The organism is Bradyrhizobium archetypum (assembly GCF_013114835.1).
Classification (GTDB): domain Bacteria; phylum Pseudomonadota; class Alphaproteobacteria; order Rhizobiales; family Xanthobacteraceae; genus Bradyrhizobium; species Bradyrhizobium archetypum.
Map to the genome: position 1 here is coordinate 231568 of NZ_JAAVLW010000002.1, position 23614 is coordinate 255181.

19 protein-coding genes and 1 pseudogene are annotated in these 23614 nt (G+C 60.0%); 7 read left to right on the forward strand and 13 right to left on the reverse strand.

Features of this window, described 5'->3' with window-relative positions; translation table 11 throughout:
- Position 1 precedes the first annotated feature (1 nt).
- The 5 genes from HCN50_RS34710 to HCN50_RS05565 all read left to right on the forward strand — a co-directional run bounded on the left by HCN50_RS34710 (position 2) and on the right by HCN50_RS05565 (position 5929).
- Positions 2-238: a DUF1127 domain-containing protein gene (locus HCN50_RS34710; RefSeq protein WP_376700254.1), complete on the forward strand. Its 237-nt coding sequence runs from the start codon at positions 2-4 to the stop codon at positions 236-238.
- 351 nt (positions 239-589) lie between these two features.
- Positions 590-1783, forward strand: coding sequence for a hypothetical protein (locus HCN50_RS05550; protein WP_171708632.1), 1194 nt, complete (start codon positions 590-592; stop codon positions 1781-1783).
- A 270-nt stretch (positions 1784-2053) separates the two neighbouring features.
- Positions 2054-2575 (forward strand): hypothetical protein, encoded by a 522-nt coding sequence (locus HCN50_RS05555; protein ID WP_235976794.1) that lies wholly within the window; start codon positions 2054-2056, stop codon positions 2573-2575.
- Positions 2576-2693: 118 nt separating this feature from the next.
- Positions 2694-4427 (forward strand): type I secretion system permease/ATPase, encoded by a 1734-nt coding sequence (locus tag HCN50_RS05560; RefSeq protein WP_171708633.1) that lies wholly within the window; start codon positions 2694-2696, stop codon positions 4425-4427.
- Entirely contained in the window at positions 4424-5929 is a 1506-nt protein-coding gene (locus tag HCN50_RS05565) for an HlyD family type I secretion periplasmic adaptor subunit (protein WP_171708634.1), read from the forward strand. The genes HCN50_RS05560 and HCN50_RS05565 overlap by 4 nt, the downstream gene beginning before the upstream one ends.
- A 56-nt stretch (positions 5930-5985) precedes the next feature.
- Here the strand turns inward: HCN50_RS05565 and HCN50_RS05570 are convergent, their stop codons facing one another.
- The 11 genes and pseudogenes from HCN50_RS05570 to HCN50_RS05620 form a co-directional block, all read right to left on the reverse strand.
- Positions 5986-6735, reverse strand: a complete 750-nt coding sequence (locus HCN50_RS05570) for a helix-turn-helix transcriptional regulator (RefSeq protein ID WP_210264794.1) — start codon at positions 6733-6735, stop codon at positions 5986-5988.
- Between the two features lie 200 nt (positions 6736-6935).
- A complete protein-coding gene (locus tag HCN50_RS05575; RefSeq protein ID WP_235976796.1) occupies positions 6936-7265 on the reverse strand; it encodes a hypothetical protein in 330 nt (109 codons plus the stop codon).
- 562 nt (positions 7266-7827) lie between these two features.
- Positions 7828-8916: a ketopantoate reductase family protein gene (locus HCN50_RS05580; RefSeq protein WP_171708635.1), complete on the reverse strand. Its 1089-nt coding sequence runs from the start codon at positions 8914-8916 to the stop codon at positions 7828-7830.
- Positions 8917-9073: 157 nt separating this feature from the next.
- Positions 9074-9505, reverse strand: a complete 432-nt coding sequence (locus tag HCN50_RS05585; RefSeq protein WP_171708636.1) for a CBS domain-containing protein — start codon at positions 9503-9505, stop codon at positions 9074-9076.
- Between the two features lie 272 nt (positions 9506-9777).
- Positions 9778-11073 carry an oxalate/formate MFS antiporter gene (gene oxlT, locus HCN50_RS05590; RefSeq protein ID WP_171708637.1) on the reverse strand — a complete coding sequence of 432 codons (1296 nt, stop codon included), beginning with the start codon at positions 11071-11073 and terminating at the stop codon, positions 9778-9780.
- A gap of 219 nt (positions 11074-11292) precedes the next feature.
- Complete coding sequence (locus HCN50_RS05595) at positions 11293-12792, reverse strand: tripartite tricarboxylate transporter permease (RefSeq protein WP_171708638.1); 1500 nt, start codon at positions 12790-12792, stop codon at positions 11293-11295.
- A gap of 27 nt (positions 12793-12819) precedes the next feature.
- The gene (locus HCN50_RS05600) at positions 12820-13317 is read right to left on the reverse strand and encodes a tripartite tricarboxylate transporter TctB family protein (RefSeq protein ID WP_171708639.1); all 498 of its coding nucleotides are present in this window, start codon (positions 13315-13317) and stop codon (positions 12820-12822) included.
- Between the two features lie 181 nt (positions 13318-13498).
- Positions 13499-14512 carry a Bug family tripartite tricarboxylate transporter substrate binding protein gene (locus tag HCN50_RS05605; RefSeq protein WP_171708640.1) on the reverse strand — a complete coding sequence of 338 codons (1014 nt, stop codon included), beginning with the start codon at positions 14510-14512 and terminating at the stop codon, positions 13499-13501.
- Positions 14513-14999: 487 nt separating this feature from the next.
- Entirely contained in the window at positions 15000-15137 is a 138-nt protein-coding gene (locus HCN50_RS05610; protein WP_171708641.1) for a hypothetical protein, read from the reverse strand.
- Positions 15138-15349: 212 nt separating this feature from the next.
- Positions 15350-15649: pseudogene (locus tag HCN50_RS05615) on the reverse strand (CoA transferase); the annotation flags it as partial.
- A 191-nt stretch (positions 15650-15840) separates the two neighbouring features.
- Positions 15841-16821, reverse strand: coding sequence for a Bug family tripartite tricarboxylate transporter substrate binding protein (locus HCN50_RS05620; protein ID WP_171708643.1), 981 nt, complete (start codon positions 16819-16821; stop codon positions 15841-15843).
- 346 nt (positions 16822-17167) lie between these two features.
- On the opposite strand from HCN50_RS05620, the gene HCN50_RS05625 reads away from it, so the two are divergent.
- On the forward strand, positions 17168-18913 hold the full coding sequence (locus tag HCN50_RS05625; RefSeq protein WP_171708644.1) for an adenylate/guanylate cyclase domain-containing protein: 1746 nt from the start codon (positions 17168-17170) through the stop codon (positions 18911-18913).
- A 285-nt stretch (positions 18914-19198) separates the two neighbouring features.
- Positions 19199-20455, forward strand: a complete 1257-nt coding sequence (locus HCN50_RS05630) for a tetratricopeptide repeat protein (protein ID WP_171708645.1) — start codon at positions 19199-19201, stop codon at positions 20453-20455.
- 183 nt (positions 20456-20638) lie between these two features.
- Here the strand turns inward: HCN50_RS05630 and HCN50_RS05635 are convergent, their stop codons facing one another.
- Together HCN50_RS05635 and HCN50_RS05640 are read right to left on the reverse strand one after the other, a co-directional pair.
- Positions 20639-21592 (reverse strand): ABC transporter substrate-binding protein, encoded by a 954-nt coding sequence (locus HCN50_RS05635; protein ID WP_171708646.1) that lies wholly within the window; start codon positions 21590-21592, stop codon positions 20639-20641.
- 170 nt (positions 21593-21762) lie between these two features.
- Positions 21763-23499, reverse strand: a complete 1737-nt coding sequence (locus HCN50_RS05640; RefSeq protein ID WP_171708647.1) for a cache domain-containing protein — start codon at positions 23497-23499, stop codon at positions 21763-21765.
- Positions 23500-23614 lie beyond the last annotated feature (115 nt).

Here is a 23614-nt window from a genome sequence, read left to right on the forward strand (position 1 = left end):
GATGAAGGAAGGGGCAGATCGACCTCGTATGGTGCCCGGATGTCGAAAGACCGTGGGCCCGGACGGTTCGCAGCTTTCTTATGCAGTGAAGCGCGCGTTTGTCACACTGCAAGTTTGGCGCGAGCGGGTTCGGCAGCGCCGCGAATTGGCGCAATGGACTGACCGCGACTTGCATGATGTCGGGCTGTCCTGGACGGACATCGCTCTGGAAATCAAAAAGCCCTTCTGGCGGGCTTGAATAGCACTCGAGCAGGGCTGCCTCTTGCGCGACGAGGCCGGCCAAAGAAGGCGGACCTTTGTCCAACTAAATTCTTCTGCTTTTGGCCCATCGCAACATTTGCCGCGGTTGCGCAAAGGAGGTCGGTATCGGAGCGAAGCGGACTTCGCCGCCGGTTTATGAGTACACGGCCTAGATTCACGCCAGGTACCAGCCATACCCGAACGGGTGTAACTGATATCGTGTCTAGCGCCCGAACGTCTGCGATCCGAATTGACGACTCGGCTTTTGGCTTGCCGAGGTGACATTCTCTCTTGAGTGCGGGAGGCGTCCGTCCGGTCGGCGCGAAACAATTTCGGTAGGACAACGGTCATGAATCATTGCAATGTACCGGACCCTGTTCACGGCGTTCCCCTCGGCCGCAAGGATCCGCTCGGACACGATCTGCCAGGCCCGTGGTGGCTGTCCGAGGATTCATTGCCACGCTTCCCGATCCACACGGGAGACAACAGCGTCGGCAATGGCGGCAAAGGTTATTTTGCCGGGAGCCTGATCCCTAGCAGCTACGCCGGTTTCGAGCCGCTCAACGTGGCATGGCCGGGCGTCCATGCGACAGCCTTCGCCCATCAGACGAACATCGCCTATTTTGATCAGTCCGCAACCCAGACCGCGGGAGTTGGCGGTGATGGCGGCCATTGGAACGCCGCATCGGGCGGAAATGTCGGCGCGTTCGGGTCTATCGGCTCTGTCGCGATCGGGACCGGCGACAACAGCGCCGGCAATGGCGGCGATGGCTATTTTTTCGGAGCAATGGTTCATGCTCCTGTCGCGGTCTATAACCCGATCAATATTGCCGTGGCGGGTCCCCATGCGACGGCCGACGCTCATCAGACGAACAACGTGGTGTTCGATCAATCCGCGACTCAGATCGCGGGGGTTGGCGGCAATGGCGGCACCGGAAATGCCGCATCGGGTGGAAATGTCAGTGCCATCGGGTCTACCGGCTCCGACGCGCTCGGCACCGACGAGAACAGCGCCGGCAATGGTGGCGACGGATACGCCTACGGGGGCATCGTTCACGCGACCTTTGCGCTCTACTATCCGATCAACATCGCGGTGGCGGGATACAATTCCACCGCCAACGCCGATCAGACAAACAATGTGGTGTTCGATCAATCGGCTTTTCAGATGGCGGGGATGGGGGGTGATGGCGGGAACGGTAATCACGCGGCTGGCGGAGCTGCAGACATTTTTTTCTCTTCCATCTTCGAATTGATCGGCTCTGACGCAATAGCGACCGGCAACAACGGCGCCGGCAACGGCGGCAACGGCCATTTCGCGGGAAGCATGGTCGACATCGACGTGGCGATCTACGCCCCGATCAACATTGCGGTCGCCGGCTACAATTCAACCGCCGAGGCTCATCAGAGCAATAATGTCCTGTTCGACCAGAGCGCGATCCAGATTGCCGGAATCGGTGGCGACGGCGGCCACGGCAATGCTGCGCTTGGCGGCGATTTCGCCATGCATCTGTTGTCGGACCTTCACTTGCTCGATCATGCCTAGAGCTTTTCCGTCTCGATAGAATCGAAACGCGACTCCAGGTCTTGCTTTGACGCGTCTTCCAGGTGCGAACCTCTTCGCTTTGCTCGAAAATGCTCGAGCGGCAGTTGAGCTGCCCAGATCTCGGCGGCGCGACCGGCAGCATTTCGGGCGTACACCGTTGCTACTGGGTGGCATCAGCTTTGGCGGCTGGACCGCGCCGGTCCCCAAATCCAAAATCGTTGCTGTCCACATTGGGACGCACAGTGCGCAAACCAAGTCAGGGAGATTCACATGGCAAAGGCATCATTTCCTTCCGACACGATCGTGTTCAAGGCATCGACCGGCGGCAGCAGCGCAGGGAACGGTGGAAACGGCTACAACGAGGGTAATATCATCAGCAACCCGACTATCCACTTCAACCCGACCAACAAGGCGGAAGGCGCCGATGTCCACGTCAAGAACGGCGATGACGTCTATCAGAAGGCATACTGGGACGCCGGAGGCGCGAATGCGAAGGCGGAGAAGCATTCCAAGGCAGAGGGCGGGAAAGCCGTCTCGAATGGCGACCAGGAATCCGACAGCGGCCATAACAAATCCAACGTGGATGCCAACACGAAGGCCTATCAGGACAATTGGCTCGCTGCGGACCAGAGTCAGACCGTGATGGCCGGCGTCGGCGGCGATGGCGGAAACAACAACAAGGCCGAAGGCGGAGATATCTACTTCAAGGCCAGCATCGAATCCGTAAACCTGAACGACGTGCTCAACGATTCCAAGTACTTCCATATCGACGATTCGGGCATGTTCAGCTGATCAATGCCTGTGAGGGGTGGGACCGGCGGCCGAGTGGCCGCCGGTTCTCAATTCGTCGCGCAGTCGACGAAGAATGGCGCGCGGAAGGTTCGGAGTTCAGATCTCTGGCGAGACAGCAATGCTGATGCCACCGCTTGGGCTGCAGACGATGTCACCACCCCGGATGCCGTTGAAGTCGGCGTTGCGGGCCTGCGCGGGATCGTTCGGACTCGTTTTCGCGTATAGCTGCAGCTACAATCTGCTTCTTCTCGCGCCTTCCATCTATCTGCTTCAGATCTATGATCGCGTGCTGTCGAGCCGCAGCGGCGATACGCTCCTGATGTTGACGATCATCGTCGCGTTTACCGTCGTGATCGGCGGAGTGCTCGATGCACTGCGCCGCGCCGCGTTGGGCCGGATGGGCGAGTGGCTTGAACAAGAACTCCATCCGGCAGCGCTCTCCGCATGCCTCAAATGCGCCCATCTTGATCGGGCGCGGGCATCGGAAGCCTATCGCGACCTTGCGATCCTGCGTCAGCTCGCCCAGTCGGGAGCCTGCTCTACCCTGTTTGACGCGCTCTGGATGCCGCTCTTCCTTGGCGTTCTCTTCCTCGTGCATCCCTTGCTCGGAGCGATAGGTGTGCTCAGCGTGCTCTTCCTGCTTGGGCTCGGGCTTGCCGAAGACTGGTTCACAGAAGCGCCGCGGACGCGGTCGGCTGCCGCGGTGACGAGGAGCCAGGGATGGTTCGGCATGGCCGTCGGAAACCTCCACGTGATCAGGGCGATGGGGATGCTCGACGGCGCCTCGCGCCTGATCTGCCAGACTGCGCAGGATGCGAGAAGGGAGCACGAGCTGGCCCAGCGCCGCCACGAAACCATCATGCTGATCTCCAAGCCCGCGCGGGCGCTGGCGCAGGTCCTGATCATGGGCACTGCCGCCTGGCTGGTCCTGGAACAAGGCCGAAATCCCGGCGTCATCTTTGCCACGACGCTGTTGTTCGGACGTGCGCTCGCGCCCGTTGAAGGAGCGGTTGCAGGCTGGAAGGCATTCGCGATGGCATTGGCCGCCTACCGTCGGCTCAACGACGTCATGTCCGCTGTCACCACGGTTGCGAACGTCCGGCCCCTCGCGGGAAGGCCGAAGGGCTGCCTCATCGTCAACAGTGTGGGCGTCGCCGTGCCAGGATCGGACCATTGGGTGCTGAAGGATGTGTCATTCAGTCTCGCACCCGGTGAATGCCTGGGCATCATTGGTCCATCCGGCTCCGGCAAATCCACGCTCGGCAGGATCATCACCGGAATCTCCGCGCCGACGGCAGGTTCGGTCCTGCTCGACGGCGTCAATATTCTAGCTCTGCACGATTCGCGCGGCGGCGGGCGCCTCGGATATCTGCCGCAGGATATCGATATTGTCGGAGAAACCATAAAGGACATCATTGCACGGCTGGACGACGCCGATCTGCAGGAGGTCATTGAAGCAGCGAAGCTGGCCGGCCTTCACGAAACGATCATTCGACTACCGCAGGCGTACGATACGGTCGTCAATGGCGGAGCGGCCAATCTGCCACGTGGGTTTCGCCAGCGCCTCGGCCTTGCACGGGCGTTCTTTGGCGATCCGCACCTTGTGGTGCTCGACGAGCCGAACTCCAGCCTGGACGCACTCGGCGAGCGCATGCTCTTCGATGCCATTGAGCGGATGAAGGCGGCCAACACGACCGTGATCATCATCACCCATCGGATCGGGATCCTCGGCGCGACGGACAAGCTTGCCATCATGCAAGGCGGCGCGGTCAGCGCATTCGGCGAAAGCAGGGAAGTTTTCGAAAGATGTTTGGCAAGACCGCAAGTTGCTTCGCGCGGACTTGTCCCATGAAGATTTCACTCGCTCACACCGACGCCCGGAAAGTTGCACGGTGGCTGAGATTGGCGGCACCGGTGCTCCGCGGCTGGCTGCGTGATGTCACCTGGATCGGCATCAAACGGCTTCACCGTCGCTTTGCCCGGGGACGGAATCATCTGAAAACCGCATTCGCTCACGTGGAGATCTGGGAGGTGCCACGCTGGCTGAGATCGGCGCCGCCAGCGCTCCGCGAGCGACTTCGGGGCGTCACCTGGACTGGAAACCTGCTGGTTTGCGGCTTCGTCATCGGTCTCGGTGCGTGGTCGACTTACGCACCGCTCGAGAGCGCTGCGATTGCTGTCGGCACCGTCGAATCCGAGTCCAGCCGCAAGACGATTCAGCATCTTGAAGGCGGCATCATCAGGGAGATTCTGGTCGCAGACGGTGACATTGTCCGTGCTGGACAAACGCTGATCTCGTTGGAGGACACCAAGGCCCGTGCCGACGCCCAGAGTCTGCAGGGCCAATTGTGGGAGGCGACGGCACGCGAAGCGCGGCTGCAGGCAGAACAGCGCGGAGAAGAACGGGTGTCGTTTCCGGCCAGGTTGGAGATGGCACAGATGGCGAGTCCCTCAGTCGCGGATGTGCTTGCGGGTCAGCAAGCCATTTTCGAAACGCGCCGGCAGGTCTTTCAATCGCAGGCGGCCGTAAACCGGGAAAAAAGATCGCAGGTGGAGAAAGAGATCGAGGGCCTCAGGGCGCAGGAAAGCGCGGCCGCAAGGCGCATCGACATCGTCCGCGAGGAAGCGGCAACCGTCGCCACGCTCGTTAGCAAGGGGCTTGAGCGGCGCCCGCGGCTTCTGAACCTCGAGCGGGAGATCGCTGACATCGAGGGGCGGCGAGGGGAGATTGTCGCGCAAATATCGCGCGCGGGACAGGTGATCAGCGAATCCGAGGCGGTTCTTCTCAAACTGGAGCATGACCGTCAAAATGAGATCGCGCAGTCGCTGCGCGAGGTACAGAACCAGATCTTTCAGATATGGGAGCGATTGCAGACGGCCAGTGACCAACTCTCGCGAACGGCGGTCAAGGCACCCGAGGATGGGGTTGTAACCGACCTGAAGGTCCATACTCCGGGCGGCGTCATTGGCGCCGGCGCACCGCTCATGGATTTGGTTCCCCGGCAGGATCGGCTGATCGTGATTGCGCGCGTCAGGCCCGAGGACATCGATGTGGTTCGTCCCGGACTGAGCGCCGAGGTGAATCTTCTGCCCTATAATCAGCGCCGCGTACCAAGGCTCAATGGGATTGTGACGCACGTTTCTGCCGATCGATTAACCGACAAGCGCACCGATCAGCCCTATTACGCCACGAAGATTCGAGTGCACGATCCGGCAAGCACCGGGATCGACGGTGTCCAGATCGTTCCGGGAATGCCGGCCCAGGTATTCATCAAGACGGGTCGCGGCACCGTGGCGCTCTACGCGCTCAAGCCTCTGCTCGACAGCTTCCACGGCGCTTTCCGCGAGGATTAGGCTGCGATCCGAACGGCGAGTTCGGGCAACTCGCAAGATGATCGCACGCATGAGGGCTAGGCATGACCGTTGGCTCGCCGGCTCCAGCGAACGACCGCCTCGGTGCGGTTATGCGCGGAGCATTTTCGCATGATACGTTGAATATGCATTTTTACGGTGTTTTCCGACAGGTTGAGCCGGACGGCAATCAACTTGTTGGGAAGGCCAAGCTGCAGCGCCTCGAGCACGTGTTGTTCGCGTGGCGTAAGGTCGACCATCGGCTTCTCCGGCACAATCCTGCCGTCGCCGTTGCCCTCGTTAGTGCCGAACAGGTCGGATGCGTCGGGGCATCCCGCCTTGTGGCCCGAGGCTCCATTTTGTCCAACGATCGGTAACGGTCGGTAGACCCCACCGGCAAGGACCAGGCGTAATCCGGCAATAGCGACTTCGACCGGGATCGATGTCGGAAAGAAACCGCGCACGCCGCGCTGCATCGCGGCCGAAGCCGTTGCATCGTCGTCGCGATTTGACAATACGGCAATCGACGCCTTCGGGCAGGTTTCTGCAAGGAGGGCGAGGCTCTCCTCGATCGAAGGGTCAGTGATCGGCTTGTGCCCGATGTTCAGCGCAATCAAGCGGATGTCTCTGCCGGATAGCCAGTTCAGGCCACTCGTCGTTGCCATCTCGACGATCTCGAATCCAGTGAGCTCCTTCTTGAGTATATTGAGAATGCACGTACGCGCCAGGACATGTTGCTCGATGATCACGAGCACCGGCGAATTTTGTGATACCAAGGCTAGTTCCGCGGGATTAGAAAAATCGTCCATGATGTCCCCGAATTCAGAAATTGGCTGTCACTCCACACGTTTTGATTTCCATTCCATGGAGCGAATCTGCCCCACCATGCTCTTGCAATTGCTGGTGATCGCGACGTTGCTTCCGATTTTCGAGTTGGTTCGAAGGAACGTCGTCAGAAGACCTTCTGGTCCTCCGCAATAAATCTTGGCAGCGGTTCTGTCGTTCCAGGCTAGCTGCTGCAAATATTCCGGTACGCGCTCGCCGCCGCTGAATTGGCGGGACCATCGACGACGTATGCTTCATCTTCCGTCACGAGATACAGAAACGGCCTGTCTCCGGTACCTTCGCCCGACGGCTTTCTTCCTTTGACCCGGCCGCAAATGGTATCGACGGACTGCCCGAGCGTATTTTTGCGGGTGGCCCGTTTCATCTCGGAGAACTCGGCGGACGCGGGGTCTTCCAATTTCGCAGCAATCGTGGTCTTCGCCTTGGCCATGACCGGATCGGATGTCTCGGCGGGCCGACCGGAGGCCGGAGCTTCGACGTTCGCTTCGATCATGGCGGACTTCGGCTTTTTCTCAGCGGGTGGGGGCCTGTCGCGGATGTGGGCAATCGACGGCTCTTGCGTCTTCGTCGCGATGGATGACTTGAGCTTTGTTGTCGCGGAATGGGTCTTGGATGACGCTGGTGCCGGTTCAATCGGCCGGCCGGCCGCCATCCCGATGGGACAGCCGGACCCACGCGGATCCGTGCATGCTTCCATGCTCGCTTGCGGCGGTAAAAGGCAGCTACAGCCAACCAGGGTCGCAGCCAGAACACCCATTAGAAGCGTTCTCATGCTAATCCCTCATAAAAGGGGCCTGAGGTCCGCTCGCAGTTCTTGCGGCGATCTTAAATGTTGCGCTGGTTGTCTATCATTTGCGCAAAAGTCTTAACTGTTGTTAAACGCCCAGGCCGCGCCGCGGCCGTGGGCCGTGTGCAAATGCGGGGGATAGTCTCGAATTGACCAGGTCAATGATCTCGCGCGTTCTCTACGCGAAGCGGACCCCCCTTCGCGTAGAGAAAGCCGTCGAAACGAGGGCCTGGAGCCGCCGTTTGATTCAACCAGAACTGGGCAGGCGTTACGTCACTGCGATTGGCGCACCTCGAGGCACGCTGGATTGGTCCGCCACGTTGCTCTTGTTCAGTTTCTGATTGACGATCTGGACCGTGCGGTCGATTTCGGCATTGGGGACGCCAAGCTGATGCGAAATCAGCTTCACCAGGAGATCGACGCGCTCGATGGAAGCCGCGCCACCCGCGACCGCCCGCGCCGCCGAGGAGGGCCTGAGAAGGCTTTCGGCTGCCTTGGCGTATTTCTCGAAAGGCACCTGATCCGTGGGATCGGCGCCCAGACGCTGGGCGATGCCATCGACATGGTCATAGATAGATTGCGAGAGAATGATATCGCCGTGCACCGCGTCGCGGATCGATCGCGGCTCCTCCGGCGTGATGCAGCGGTAATTGCCGGTCAACAGCATCGACCATTTGGCCAGAGGGACGAACATCGAATCGAACACTTTGAGCTTCACCGGGACGTCCTGGCCCTCCAGCTTCACGGCATCGATATCGGCTTCCAGCTCCCGAAGCAGCAGGTTGTGTTTGTCATCCGCAAAAGGCGCTGCCTTGAAGTTGGTCGGCAGGCCGACATGAAGAACATTTGCCGCCTCTTCCGGTGGACGGAACGCCTGCGGATCGGGAGAGCAGAGCGACACGAGGCCCGGCTCGAACCGTTCCCATACCTCGGCGTTGGTATAGGCCTCCTCCAGATCCATTTTCGCCAGCGCCGGAATCCGTTTGAGATAGGGCAGGGGCGGCATGTTCATGATCGAAAGGCAAGGCAGCTTCGCCTCGGCGATTTTGATCATCAGAAGCTGGATCGCATGGTTGGTGTATTGCGGCTCCTGCATCGCTAGACCAACCAGATCATAGCGGGAAGGATCGACGTCGGCGGGCTCGACCGCGTCCAAAATCCCAGGCAGGTCGCGCGACAAGATCGGACGGTGGGCCGCCTCGCCGCGCAGCTTGATGCGAACTTCGGTGCCGTCGCGATTGATAAGCTCTGCCGTCTGCTTCCGGCACACCAGGGTCACGTTGTGAGCCGCCATCAAGAGCTTAGTCGCCAGCAATGAGCCATACGAGGCTCCAAGGATCAGAATGTTGCGCGCCATGCGCCCTCCCACAGATGATGTTTTCCGGCGCGCCACTATTCGGGCGCGGATTTGCCAGCGCCTGCTTTGCGACAGGAGTTAAGCCGAATATTGCGGTGTGACCCCGCCTTCCCTGGGAGTGCGCCCGGGGAATGCCGGCGAAGTTCGAGGCGACCGGTCAGGCCGACGCGGCCAGCTTGAAGGGCGTCGCTTCGTCGTCAAACGCGGTCGTGATGTCGCGAATGCTGATGACACCGATCAGGCTGTAATTGTCGATCACCGGCACATGGCGGATGTGATGCTTGCTCATGAGGTGACGGACATGCTCGAGCGTATCCGTCGAGGTGCAGGAGACGAGCTGCTGCACCGAAATGAATTGCGAAACGCGCATGTTCACGCCGGCGGCGCCATACTGGGCAATCGCGCGAACCACATCACGCTCGGTGAACATCCCGACGGCGGTATTGCCTTCGGTGCGGACGACATCCTTGACGACAAGCGCGCTGATATTGCCCGAGCGCATCAGTTGCGCGGCAATGGCGACGGTCTCGTTCATGCGGACCGTTGCGACACGGGCGGCTTTCTTGCGCAGGATATCTCCGACTTGCATGGCAACCTCCTTGGGTGAATTCTTGCATGAAGTCTGGTATACATAATGCCAATTGTCAACATGCGGAACGTGGAATTCTCGTGCGAGAGATCGAGATAAATAGGCAGTATTACTGACGTTTCTTGGAAGAAGGCGGCGGCATTCCCGAAAGAGGATCTCGATTTTGCCGGTTAGAAGTTGTGTCAGGTATACCAGAAGCCCCGATCGCCAAAAGAAAACGCGCCCACCCCGGAGAGGTGAGCGCGCCTTGTTCTTACGGTGGATCGCTGAGGTCAGCTTGCAATCTGCGACTTGGCGACCACGACTTTGCGCCAGGGTTTGAGCACCGCGATCGCCAGCAGCGAGGCCAGAATGTTGGCACCGGCCGCGACGATGAACACGGTGTCCCAGGTGCCCGACGATTGCTGCATGTAGTTCGCGACGGGCACCAAGAGCGCCGCGGTGCCCTTGGCCGTGTAGAGCAGGCCGGCATTGGTGGCTGCGAACTTTGCGCCGAAGGTGTCGGTGCAGGTCGACGGGAAGAGGGAATAGATCTCACCCCAGGCGAAGAACACGAAGCCTGACAAGAGCACGAACCAGACGGGATCGTGGCCCAGCATGTACAGGCCCCAGATGCCGATGCCTTCCATGCCGAACGCGATGAACATGGTGTTCTCGCGGCCGATCATGTCGGAGATCCAGCCGAAGAACGGACGGGTCAGGCCATTGAGCACGCGGTCGATGGTGGCTGCGAACGTCACCGCTGTCATCGTCACCGCCATCAGCGTCACCGGCACGCTGTCGACCTTCCAGTCGACGGCGATCGGCTTGAGGTTGGCGGTCACCATCAATCCGCCGGCGCCGACGATCACGAACATGAAATACATCAGCCAGAAGATCGGCTGACGGATCACCTCCGTCGGCTGATAGTTGCGCCGGCTCTGGATCACGTTGGCGTTCTGGGCCACCGCCGGCACTTGTCCGGCCTTCGGCGAGAACATCAGGAAGGCGAGGATGACGATGATGATGCCTTGCCCGAGACCGAAATAGAGGAAGGTGGTCTGGAATCCGGAATCCTTGATCATCGCCTGGATCGGCGCCACCGTCAGCGCCGAGCCCGCGCCAAAGCCGGCCGCCGTGATGCCGGCGGCAAGGCCGCGCTTGTCGGGGAACCATTTCAGCGCGTTGCCGACGCAGGTGCCGTACACGCCACCGGCGCCGATGCCTGCGATGATCATGCCGAGATAGTAGCCGTTGAGCGTGGTTGCGTGTGCGTTGATGGCCCATCCGATGGCGCAGAGAATGCCGCCGATGAGGACGACGATGCGCGGGCCGTATTTATCGACGAACCAACCTTCGACCGGCACCAGCCAGGTCTCGAACAGCACGAACAGCGTAAATGCCCACTGGATCGACGCGCGATCCCATCCGAATTTCTTCTGGATGTCGGGGACGAAGAAAGTCCAGCCATATTGGTAATTGGCGATCATCACCATCGCGAGCACGCCGATGGCCAATTGCGTCCAGCGGTAGGTGTCGCTGACGCGGGCCGCCACAGGGGCCGCCGCTCCGTGCACAGTGTCCGTCATCTTCCCTCCATAGGCTGTTCTATCAATACCCGACAGCTCAAGGGCGGAGTTTGGTATATGTTATGCCAGTAGACAAGAGAAATGTTGGTGGGTTACCACAAATCGTTTGCGCGCAGAAAATGCTGCGCGCGCGAACGAAGGGCCGTGCGTTTGATCGCACGGCCCTTAGACAATCCAAAAATGTGTTTGATTTTATGGCGATAGACCTCTTCTTTCGCGCTAGGCGACTGCGCCACGCAAGCGGCTATAGCCCTGCTGGATCACCGACCAGAACAACGCAATCAATCCGAGGACCATGATCGCGCTGACCAGCGTGTTGGAGAAGAACACGCCGAGCGAGCCCTGGGATCCCAGCAATGATTGCCGGAAGGCCTCTTCCGCCTTGTCGCCGAGCACGATGGCGAGCACCAGCGGCGCGAGCGGATAGTTACACTTCTTGAGCAGGTAACCGATCACGCCGAACACCAGCATCAGCATCACGTCGAACGTAGAACTGTGCACCGAATAGGCGCCGATCGCGCACAGCACCAGGATCAGCGGCGCGATAATGCTGAAGGGGACGCGGAGGATGGCCGCGAAGATCGGCACGCAGGTCAAGACGACGAGCAGGCCGACGATATTGCCGAGATACATTGAGGCGATCAGTCCCCAGACGAATTCCTTCTGCTCGACGAACAACATCGGTCCGGGCTGCAGGCCCCAGATCAGGAGGCCGCCGAGCAGCACCGCGGCGGTCGGCGAGCCCGGCACGCCGAGCGAAAGCATCGGCAGCAAGGCCGATGTGCCCGCCGCGTGCGCCGCAGTCTCCGGCGCGACCACGCCTTCGATTTCTCCCTTGCCGAAATTGCTGCCGTTCTTCGCTACGCGCTTGGCGATGCCGTAGCTCATGAACGAGGCGGGCGTTGCGCCCGCGGGCGTGACACCCATCCAGCAGCCGATCAGGCAGGAACGCAGCGATGTGATCCAGTAGGCCGGCAGCTCCTTCCACGTCTGCAGCACGACCCGCAGATTGATCTTGGCGTTGCCGCCGCGGAAGGCGAGCCCCTCTTCCATCGTCAGCAGGATCTCACCGATGCCGAACAATCCGATAACGGCGATCAGGAAGTCGAAGCCGTTCAGCAATTCGGTAAAGCCGAACGTCAGCCGCAACTGTCCGGTGATGGAGTCGAGACCGACGGCAGCAAGCGCAAAGCCGATCATCATCGCCGCAATGGTCTTGAACGGCGGCTCCTTGCTCAATCCGACGAAGCTGCAGAACGCCAGGAAATAGACGGCAAATTTTTCCGCCGGCCCGAATTGCAGCGCAAAGCTCGCGACCAGCGGCGCAACCAGCGTGATCATGGCGACCGCGAACAAGGCGCCGACGAACGACGAGGTGAACGCCGCGGTCAAGGCTTCGCCGGCCTTGCCCTTCTGCGCCATCGGGTAGCCGTCGAACGTCGTCGCGACCGACCACGGCTCGCCGGGTATGTTGAACAGGATCGAGGTGATCGCCCCGCCGAACAGCGCGCCCCAGTAGATGCACGACAGCATGATGATGGCCGATGTCGGCGGCATGCTGAAGGTCAGTGGCAACAGGATCGCCACGCCGTTGGCGCCGCCCAGTCCGGGCAGCACACCGATCACGACGCCGAGCACGATGCCGACGATCATCACCATTATGTTGAAGGGCTGCAGCGCGACCGCAAAGCCGTGAAACAGATTGACGAGTTCTTCCATCCCCGTGATCCCAACCTTGCGATGAAATTACAGACCGAGCCACTCTTCGACCGGTCCCTTGGGAAGCGGGACCAGAAACCAGCGCTCGAAAATGAGATAGGTGACAATGGGCATGCCAAGCGCCACCGCCAGCACGGTGAGCCAGGGATACTTGCCGAGCCATCGCATGAACCATGCGATGAAGATCATTGAGGCGAGGTACAGCCCGGTGAACGGCATGGCGCCGACATAGATCGCGGTCGGAATGACGACGCTCATGACCTGGCGAAGCTGTCCCCATTCCGCGAACAGTTCGTCATTGTTTTCGCGAAGCCCGTTCCACAGGTTTATCGCGCTGGAGGCGACAATGAAGATGCCGATGTAGAAGGGGAAGAACCCGGCGCGCGGACCTTCCGCGCCCCAGTTGATGCCGGCCTTAAGGCTGCCGATGATAACGATCACGCCGAAGAGGGTGATCAGCAACGTAATCCCTGTCTCCACCAGTTTGTGGGCGGGGCCGGACTTGCTTGAACTGCCTGTTGTCATCAAAACTCCCTGCGAGGCCGGGCCTGCGGTGCTGGAGCGCGATGACTATTCTTTCGAAGCATCATCGCGCTGTATCCCTTTGATTTGAGCATGATCTCTTCGGGAAAGCGGTACCCGCTTTCCGGATCATGCTCGAGGCCGGGCATCTATGTTGCGATCCCGGCTGCAGCCGAAGCCCCGATCAGTTGCCCGTCGAGGCGAGGAAACCTGCATCCTTCATCAGCGTTTCGTGACGCTTTTCCTCGGCCTCGACCCACTTGGCGTAGTCGGCCCCGGTCAGGAAGGTCGTGTTGAAGGCGCCGCTCTTCATGAAGTCCTGCCATTCGGGCGTGGCGCGGACCTTCTTGAACAGCTCGACGTAATATTCGATCTGGTCCTTGGTCGCTCTCGGCGGCATGAAGATGCCGCGCAGCATCAGATATTCCATGTCGAGGCCCTGCGACTTGCAGGTGGGAATATCTTTCCAGCTCTTGCCGTCCGCGATCTGCTCGTCATAGGCCATCGGCTGCGCGTCGAACACGCAGAGCGGACGCAGCTTGCCGCCGCGCCATTGCGCCACCGCCTCGATCGGATTGTTGACAGTCGAATCGAGGTGGTTGCCGACGAGCTGCACGGCGACTTCGCCGCCGCCCTTGTAGGGAATGTAGGTGAACTTGGCGCCGGTGGCCTTTTCGACCGCGACCGTGATGATCTGGTCTTCCTGCTTGGAGCCGGTGCCGCCCATCTTCATGGATCCCGGAGGCGCCGCTTTCACGGCGTCGACATACTCCTTCGCCGTCTTGTAGGGCTTCTCCGCATTCACCCACAGCACGAACTCGTCGAGCGCCAGCATCGCGACCGGCGTGAGGTCCTTCCAGGAGAATGGAATGCCGGTGGCGAGCGGGGTGGTGAAGAGGTTGGAGAGCGTGATGATGATCTTGTGCGGGTTGCCGCCCGACGTCTTGAGGTCAAGGAAACCTTCGCCGCCGGCCCCGCCCGCCTTGTTGATGACGACGAGCGGCTGCTTCATCAGATTGTGCTTGGTGACGATGCCCTGGATCGTCCGCGCCATCTGATCGGCGCCACCGCCGGTGCCGGCAGGAACGATGAATTCGACCGGACGCACCGGCTCCCATGCCGCGGTTGCAGGAACGGAAATCCCGACCGCGCACAAGGCAGCGATTGCGCCCAACGCCGTTTGTGCTGTGTGCTTCATGTTGTTTCACTCCCATCGATTTATGGTTGCGCCGGTCTTTGCCGGCTTCTCTTTGTTGTAATGCCGCGGCGGTTGTCGTCTCCGAACGATCGTCGGGTGGGATAGTAAGAGAGGCCCGTTGGCGCGGCACCCGCTTCTTTCGGCCAATTGTGGAATTGCAATACGCCGCGAAGGGAAGTCACGGGACGCACCCGTGTTCCATGCCAGACCGGGCTGCCTGTCCCCGTAACGCAAGGCCGTCCCCCAAACACGCTGTTATTTAGTCGGCGCGTGGTATAGAGGCATTTTTGTATGCGATATGCCAGGACGCAAATCTTTATTGAAGCCGATGGGCGTTCGGGCTGATTTGTCGCAGAGGTTGGTAAAGGCGACTGCCCGCCGCAAGCAAAAAAATGGCCCTGGAAAACCAGGGCCTTTTTTCAAGTCATCGAGGGGCGGGCTATTCGCCGGATCGCGCGTATGCGCGGAAACCCCGTGTTTTCGCGGCTCAGAGACCGAAACGGGGCTGGTCGCCGTTGCGGACGGCAATGCGGCTGGAGGCGATCAGCAGGCGGTCAATGGAGGCCATCAGGCGGCCAAACAGGGTGCTGGAGGGCAGGAGGCCGATCGATGCAGTCTTGGACATGTATGTCCCCTTTCTTGGAGGCGGAACCATTCCGCTTCGTAATCTGGAGACAGATTATGTATACCAGATGCCAGCTACAACAGGCTTGTTTGCATAGCAGCAATTGTCCCGCTGCATTGCAGCAAAATTAACGAAACTGGCATTCCAGACCGAAAAAGGCCGCCGGGGGCCGGCGGCCTTTGCATTCCGGGTACAAGGAAATGCGGTCCGCCCTGCCTCTGCGGCGCTCCGAGCGCGCCGGATAATTCGGTCCTTTGGGATGGAGAAACGAGCACCTGGCTCAGGATCTCATCCGGGTGCTCGCTGAACAGGAGTGAGCGGGTCGCTTCGCTCGGGCCATCCGACAGCTTGAGCGGGTTGCCAACCGAGATGTACTTGCCGCGCGTCGGATGATCGACCTCGATCACGGTGCCGATGGTGCGCAGCGATTGGTCTTCCGCGATCTCCTTCATCGACAGGATCGGACGGCAGGGGATGTCGTCCTCGTTGAGGATTTCCATCGCCTCGAACTGGTGGTCCTGGTCATCTTGCCTGTTGCGCGTAACGCGGACGAGTGCAGTCCGGCGGCTAATTCAAATCCTGTTCCCGATGTGTCCCAGACTCATCGGCCTTGGTCCGATGTCGGCTCTCCGTCAAGAATCGGACCCCGCACTTTGCTTGCTCGGCTTTCGCGGATCGGCAGTTGTGGAATCGGCGGGTCGAATTATTCCGGCTTGATGTTGGCCGCGCGGATCACCTTCGCCCATCTTTGCGTCTCGTCAACGACGAATTTTTCGAAGTCAGAGGGCGAGAGAACAAGAGGCGTAAGGCCCAGATCGGCGTATCGCGCCTTTATGCCGGGACTTGCTAGTCCGGCATTGATATGATCGTTGAGCTTCTGGATGATCTCGGACGGTGTGCCCTTCGGCGCACCCATCCCTGCCCATCCGTTCGCCTCGTATCCAGGGACCGTTTCGGCAATGGTCGGCAGGTCCGGCATTGCGGGTGACCGCGCGGTGGTGGTCACCGCCAGCGCACGAAGCTTTCCCGCCCTGATAAATTCGAGCGACGGGGTCACACTAACGAACAAGAGTTGGACTTGACCGCTGATTGCGTCGGTGAGCGCAGGTGCCTCGCCGCGATAGGGTACGTGAACGAGGTTGACGCCAGTCATGATCTTGAACAGCTCGCCGGCCAGATGGCCCGGCGTCCCGACGCCGCCCGATGCCATGCTGATCTTGCCGGGATTGGCCTTGGCGTAGGCGAAGAAGTCCGGAACGGTTCTGGTGGGATGAGCAGGATGCATCACCATGACTTGGGGGCCATGCACGATCCCGGCGACCGGCGCAATGTCCCGGATGAAGTTGAAGCTAAGCCTGTCGTAGAGCGTTGCGTTGATTGCGTTCGGTGTTAAGGCCAAGAGGAGCGTATAGCCGTCGGCCGGTGCACGGACGACTGCCTCTGTGCCGATATTGCCGCCGGCACCCGGCCGGTTCTCGATGACGAATTGCTGGCCGAGCCGCTCCGATAACCACTGACCCATTAGACGAGCGTGAAAGTCTCCCGAGCCGCCAGCGGCAAAGCCGACGATGATGCGAACCGGCCGCGTCGGATAGGCTTGCGCTCGCGCGATGGCCGAGAGCACCGGTAGCGCGGCAGTGGCCGCAGCCAAATGCAGAAACTGCCTTCGGTGGGGAAGTTTCATTGCAGTCCCTCCGCGGCGATGCGAACGGGCGCGAATACCCTATTGCTATTCCTGAGATCGTGGAAGGGCGATATCGCCTACTGACCCAAGGCGAAGAGGCTCGAAAGGTGCGGCAGGTCCGCTGTCAGGGGATAGACCGGACCTCTCCCGCGCGGACCTCTAACGCCGTTTGTGACCCAACTCGGACCTCCCGGGTTGACGCACACTCATTGCCGGTGCGCCACGAGCCTAGCAAATGCTGCTTGGAGCAATAGGGCCCTCTCGCAATTACCGCCCACAGGTCCCAACAAAGTGCTAGGCTTCTGTTGTTCCAGCGACGTGTTTGCTTGGTCGTTCGGAGAGCGCCGTGACGGAGCAGCGGGTTCAAAGGCGATTGGCCGCGATCTTTGCCGCCGACGTGGTTGGGTATTCCGCGCTCATGCAACGCGCTGAGGAAGCCACCTACGCCGAGTTCGAGCGGCTCAAGCGCGAGGTAATCGAGCCTAGCCTCTCCCGCCACGACGGGCGACTGATCAAGACCACGGGAGATGGCGCGTTGGCCGAGTTCGCAAGTCCGTCGGCTGCGGTGCGATGCGCGGTGGAAATACAGGAAGGCATCGCGTCAGGCCGAAGCCCCCTTAAGCTACGCATTGGGGTCAATCTCGGAGAGGTTATAGTCGCGGTTGACGGCGATCTTTTTGGCGACGGGATCAACATCGCTGTCCGGCTAGAAGGGGTCGCCGATCCGGGCGGTATCTTGCTTTCCGAAAAGGTGTACAGCGAGGTCGAGGGCAAGCTGAACGTTGGCTTCGAGGACCGGGGCGAACAGCAGCCCAAGAACATCTCCAAGCCGATCCATGCTTACGCTGTACGCGCAGGGACGTATAGCGCGCGGATCGATAGGCTGAGTGCGGCTCCGCCGCTCCCGGACAAGCCCTCCATCGCCGTGCTGCCGTTTGAGAACATGAGCGGCGATCCGGAGCAGGAGTATTTTGCCGATGGGATGGTTGAAGAAATCACCACCGCGCTCTCGCGGTTCAAATGGTTGTTCGTGATTGCTCGCAATTCGAGCTTTACGTTCAAAGGTCATGCCGGCGATGTAAAGGAAGTCGGACGTAGGCTCGGCGTGCGCTATGTCCTTGAGGGGTCCGTACGCAAGGCGTCGGGGAAGGTTCGCATCACAGGGCAATTAATTGACGCGATTACAGGGGCGCACATTTGGGCGGACAGGTTCGAGCGTGACCTGACGGACGTATTTGCTCTACAAGACGAGGTGACAGTCGCCGTTGTCTCGGCCATTCAACCAAAATTGCTTCAAACAGAAATCGGCCTGTCGGTACGGCGGCGACCAGAGAACCTCACCGCCTATGATTGCTATCTCCGCGCTATGCAGCAGCATTACCTAACGACCCCCGAAGGGTTGGCCGAGTCGATCAGGCTGGCGCATCGCGCTTTGGAGCTGGACCCTCGGTTCGGCTTTGTCGCTGCTCTGGCAGGTCTCTGTCACATGCAGAACGTCGCTTGGGGTCATGCTATCGATCCTCAATTCGACCGCAAGGAAGCAGTTCGGCTTATGCGCTTGGCATTGAGTATCGACGATAGTGATCCAGATACGTTAGCATGGGCTGCCTTAACCTCGGCGTTTATGGTCGGCGATAGTGAAAGTGAGATCGAAATGGCTGACCGGGCGGTCGCGCTCAACCCAAATTCATTTAGCGCATGGAACTGCAGAGGCCAGGTCTATAGAATTGCGGGGCTTCCGGAGGAAGCGCTCCGGAGTTTTGAACGCGCCATCCGCCTCAGCCCGGTAGACCCGCGGCTACACTTTACGTTTGTTGGGATGGGGATGGCCTTTATTGAGCTTCGTCGCTTTGACGAGGCCATCGTCGCAGGGAAGAAATGCCGACGTCAGAACGCCTCCTATTCGGCAGCTTACCGTTGTCTCGCGTCCGCTTTCGCTCATCTCGGACGCGACGCTGAGGCGCGTGAGGCGGCGGCGCGTCTGCTTGAGACCGATCCCGCCTTTACAATTTCTGCGTGGATCGGTCGAGGCGGACAGTCAAATTCGAAGCTGTTGATTGAGGGCCTTCGGAAAGCGGGGTTGCCCGAATAGCTCTCCAATGCCCATGGGGTGATCGATGGCGGCACTCTGCTGCGGCGCATGAATCCGGTTATGGCCTGTTTGAGACTTGCCGACGCACAGTAACGATGTCTGTTTATAGGGGAGCGGAAGTCGTCGTATGCGGCTTGGCGGCCTCTTTCATATCAGGCCAAGCCGGGAATGTCGCCTGTTGACCCATCTCGTGCATCGGTTGCCGATGGCAGATGGCCTGCCGTTGGCGCTAAAGTTCTCACGTCCGGACGTGCCGCGTCGGAGCGCCAGGCGGAGGGGAAGAGCATGGCAGCGCATGGATCTGGTGGACTGCTCCTTTGCATGGGTCTCCTGCTTGCGACGCCGGCGCTGGCCGCCACGTCGACCGACCGGGGCGAGTGCGCCGCCAGCGCCGACAAGCCCGACCTTGGCTTCGCGGCATGCAGCCGCATTATCGACGATGCAAGCGTGTCGGTGGCAGAACGCATCAAGGCCTTCAAGAACCGGGGCCGCGGCTCCTTCAACAGCAAGGATTACGACCGCGCGATTGCCGACTACGGCGAGGCCATCAAGCTCAGCCCGAAGGACGCCTGGGCCTTTGCGCACCGATGCGAGGCTTACGAGAGCAAAGAGGACCACGACGCGGCCATTGCGGATTGCACCGAGGCCATCAAGATCGATCCGAAATATGGTTGGGCCTACAACAACCGTGGTGTCGCCTACTACGGCGTGCATGAATACGACGCGGCGCTGGCCGACCACGCCGAGGCGATCAGGATCAATTCCAGAGACGCCTGGGCCTACACCCGCCGCGGCATGGCGTGGACGGAAAAGGGTGAATTCGATCAGGCGATTGCCGATATCACCCAGGCGGTTACAATCGATCCGAAATACGCCTTTGGTTTTGGCCAAAGGGGGCAGGCGCGCTTCAGGAAGAAGTTGATCACGAAAAAAGGCGGATGGGAGCCCGCGATCGCAGATTACAGCGAGGCAATCAAGCTCGATCCAAGTCTGCTTTGGCTGTACAGCTCACGCGGCGTTGCCTACAGCAACGATCGCCAATACGACCTTGCCGTTGCGGATTGCAGCGAGGTCATCAAGCGCGAACCCAACAATTCCGCCGGGCACAATTGCCGCGGCGTCGCTTACGAAGGCTTGAAGGACTATCGCCGCGCGATCGCCGACTATGATCAGTCGATCAGCATCAATCAAAAGAACGGCGTGGCGTATTGGAATCGCGGCAATGCCTATATGGCGCTGCGAAAGATCGATGACGCGATCGCCGACTATGACCGGGCGATCGCAATAAACCCCAAGGACTTCAACTCCTTCAACTCGCGCGGAAAAGCCTATGTCGCAAAGGGCGACAGCAACCGCGCGATTGCGGATTTCACGAAAGCGATCCAGTTCGATCCCTCCTATGTCGAGGCCTACAGCAACCGCGGCCTCTCCCATGAAGTGCTGGGCCGGCGTGCCGATGCGGTCGCCGACTTCCGCAAGGCGCAATCGATCGACTCGACCGACCGGGTCAGCAAGCAACAGCTCCGCGTGCTCGGCTTCTGACAGCATGCCGCGAAGCCGCCTCAAGCCAGAATGTAAGTCGAGTGTAGCTTCGAGGAGGTTGGAATGCGTGGCCTCCGGCGATCTTGGCTACCGCTTGGCTGGCTTCGCGTTCAACGGGACATTCAGCTTTATCGAACGAAAACCCTGTCTTCCCGTGCGTATCTCCGTCCGCTGACAGATAGTTTACTCGATTACCTCATCCGCACCGCTAACAACCGAAGGCGAGAACTCGTAACCCAGGAATTTGGCGGCCTTCAGATTGATAACGAGCTCCAGCTTGGTGACGAGCTGGACCGGAAGATCGGAAGGTTTCTCGCCCAACAGGATCCGTCCGGCATAGACTCCCGCGCGTCGGTGCGATTGCATAAAATCTCCGCCATAGCTCATCAAACCGCCAGCCAGGGGAAAGTCTCGCGTTTGCGTAATTGCGGGCACGCGAAATTTCATCGCGAGATCGGCCAATCGTCGGCTGCGAAACGCGAAGTAGGGGTCAGAGGTGAAAACAAGTCCACCTGCCGGCTCCCCGATCATCGAAGCGAACACAGATTCAAATTCATCTTCCTTGCTCGCATTCAGGATCTGCAGGTGGATCCCCAGGGTTTCGGCAGCCGAACGAAGCTTCTTCAATTGTGAATTTGCGGTCGGACTTGTTGGGTTGGCGACGACCGCAATTTTACTTCCTGTCGGCAGAAATTCGTGCATCAGCTCGAGCCGTTTCGGCGACACGTCGACGCTCAGGCTCGAAACTCCCGTGATATTGCCACCTGGCCGCGACAAGCTGTCCACCACGCCTAGCTGGACGGGGTCGCCGCCCATTTCAAATACGATGGTCTTGGCCGTGCCGGCAGCTTTGGCGGCGAGCGCCACGGGAGCTCCCCCGGGCGCAACAACGACATCTACATTCCGAGAGGCCAGTTCGGCAGCAAGGCCGGGCAATCTGGCATATTGTCCGTTGGCCCATTGATAGTCGATCGTCACATTGCGGCCCTCGACAAAGCCAGCTTCGCCAAGTCCCTCGTGGAAGGCCTTAAGTCGACTGGCAAACAGCTCCGGTGATTCCGCGCAAAGATATCCGATGACCGGCAGGGACCTGATCTGCGCATACGAGGAGGTCGTCCACGTAGCAGCGCCTGCCATCAATAAGAGGAAGTCACGCCGCCTGCCGCGTCCGTGAGGCGTCGCTGATCGAGGGCTCGTGTACCTCATCTATCAACCTGCTGCCATCTGCCACTTGCTCGATCATATCGCATGATGCTCAACAAGTCGCCACGGGACTGCGTCAAGAGATTGCGTCAAGCATCCGCAGGTCAGCATCGCTGGTGCGGAATAAAGGAAATTCCGAATACCGGAATTGCTTCGTCAAAGCCCTTGATTCGGCGCCCCCCAAGATCTTCCAGGGGGCGCTTGCCATCGACGCCCGCGGCAAGTTCGGCGTCCAGCAAGATTTCCCGGTCTGCGGCAGATGCGCACAGGCGGGCCGCGAGATTCACAACACTGCCGATCGCCGTGTAGTCGAGCCGATCCTCGTAACCAATCCGGCCGACAGTTGCCGGTCCGCTGGCGAGACCGACTCCGAAGCCAACGTGGTAGCCCCGCGAGCGCCAGTCGGCGATCAGTGCTTGCACGCGCTTCTGCATTTCGATCGCAAGATCGACGGCCCTTAATGCTGGTTCTTGCACCGGAACGGGCGCATTCACCAGAACCATGAGGCCGTCGCCGGAGAAACTGATGAGCGTTGCCTCGAACTGCGCAATAACCCTGCCGAGGATCTCATAGTATTCTGACAGCACACTCATGACTTCCTCAGGTGCAACGCCTGCAGAAAATGCGGTGAAGCCTCGCAAATCGCAGAATACAACGACGACGTTCGTACGGCGGCCGTCCAACACGCTTTCGTCGCCGGCCCGCTCGACCAGATCGGCGACCTGGGGCGCGAGGAATCGCTTCAGCCTTGCTATGCGCTCCTGGTGCTGCTGCGCGAGCCCCAACTCGGCAGCCATCCGGTTAAAACTATTGGCGAGACGCTCAAATTCATCTCCAGTCTGGATGGAAATGCGGTGGTCGAAGGATCCCGCACCGATACGTTCCGTCCCTTCCTCAAGGAGCCTTATCGGCTCCGTCATCCGGTGCGCCAATGCATAGGCGAGAAAGCCTGCGAATATTGTGCTGATTGCGAGAAGCATTGCGGTCCGCCACAGGGCCGCATAGATCGGCGCATAAGCTTCGGCCAAGGGCTGTTCCGCCACTACCGTCCAATCGGGACCCTGTACGGGAGCTGCGCTGGCTGCAACGCCATGTCCATGTGCATCTCGGATCGTTGCGAAACCTGCACTCGGACCGATCGCGTCGCGTACGGCACGAAACGGCTTCGAAGTTGCTTCTTCCGCCCCGCGGAGGACGAGGCTGAGGTCGGGATGGGCAATGAGGCGGCCCGGCCGGTCCAGGACGAAGGCGATACCGGTCTTGCCCACCTTGATCGCCGATATCACATCCCAAATCAGCTTCAGATTGACCTCGGCGATGACAGCCCCAACGGCAAGTCGATTACCCGCGATCGCAACCGTCAGATATGGTTCCGAGCCTCGGTTGTAGCTTATGTCGCTAAACCAGACCTGGGTCGCACGGGCGCCGGCTAATGCAGGATCGTTTGATCGGTCCGTACGACTTTCAATGCGATTGAGGCCGATCCGCGAGACATGGAGACGCTCTAAACCCTTGTTGTCGATGAGCGTCAGACTAACGATGGCAGGCGCCTGCCGAAGCAGGCGCAACGCGTCAGTCCGCCGCCGCTCGTCCGGCTCGTCGGTCCATGGAAGCTGGACCAGCCAGCCAAGTTGGTTTGTGATACCATAGATGAAATCATGGATCTCGGCGGCAGCCGACGTCGCTTGCACGCCAAGTAACTGGTCGAGCCTCGCGCGCTGGTCGCGATAGCCGAACCAGGCTTCAATAACGCCGTTGATCGCGAGTGGAATCGCGACAGCCATGAACAGCGCGAGCAAGTACTTCTGGAAAAGGCCGCGAAACCGATATTGGGCAATCATGCTCCAGTACCCGTACAATCACACCGATAAAATAATAGGCCGATAGTATCACGTTGCTCCACTCTCCGGTGTCCTGGATCCAGACGCCGACGGCGCCACTTGAGATGCGAACTCT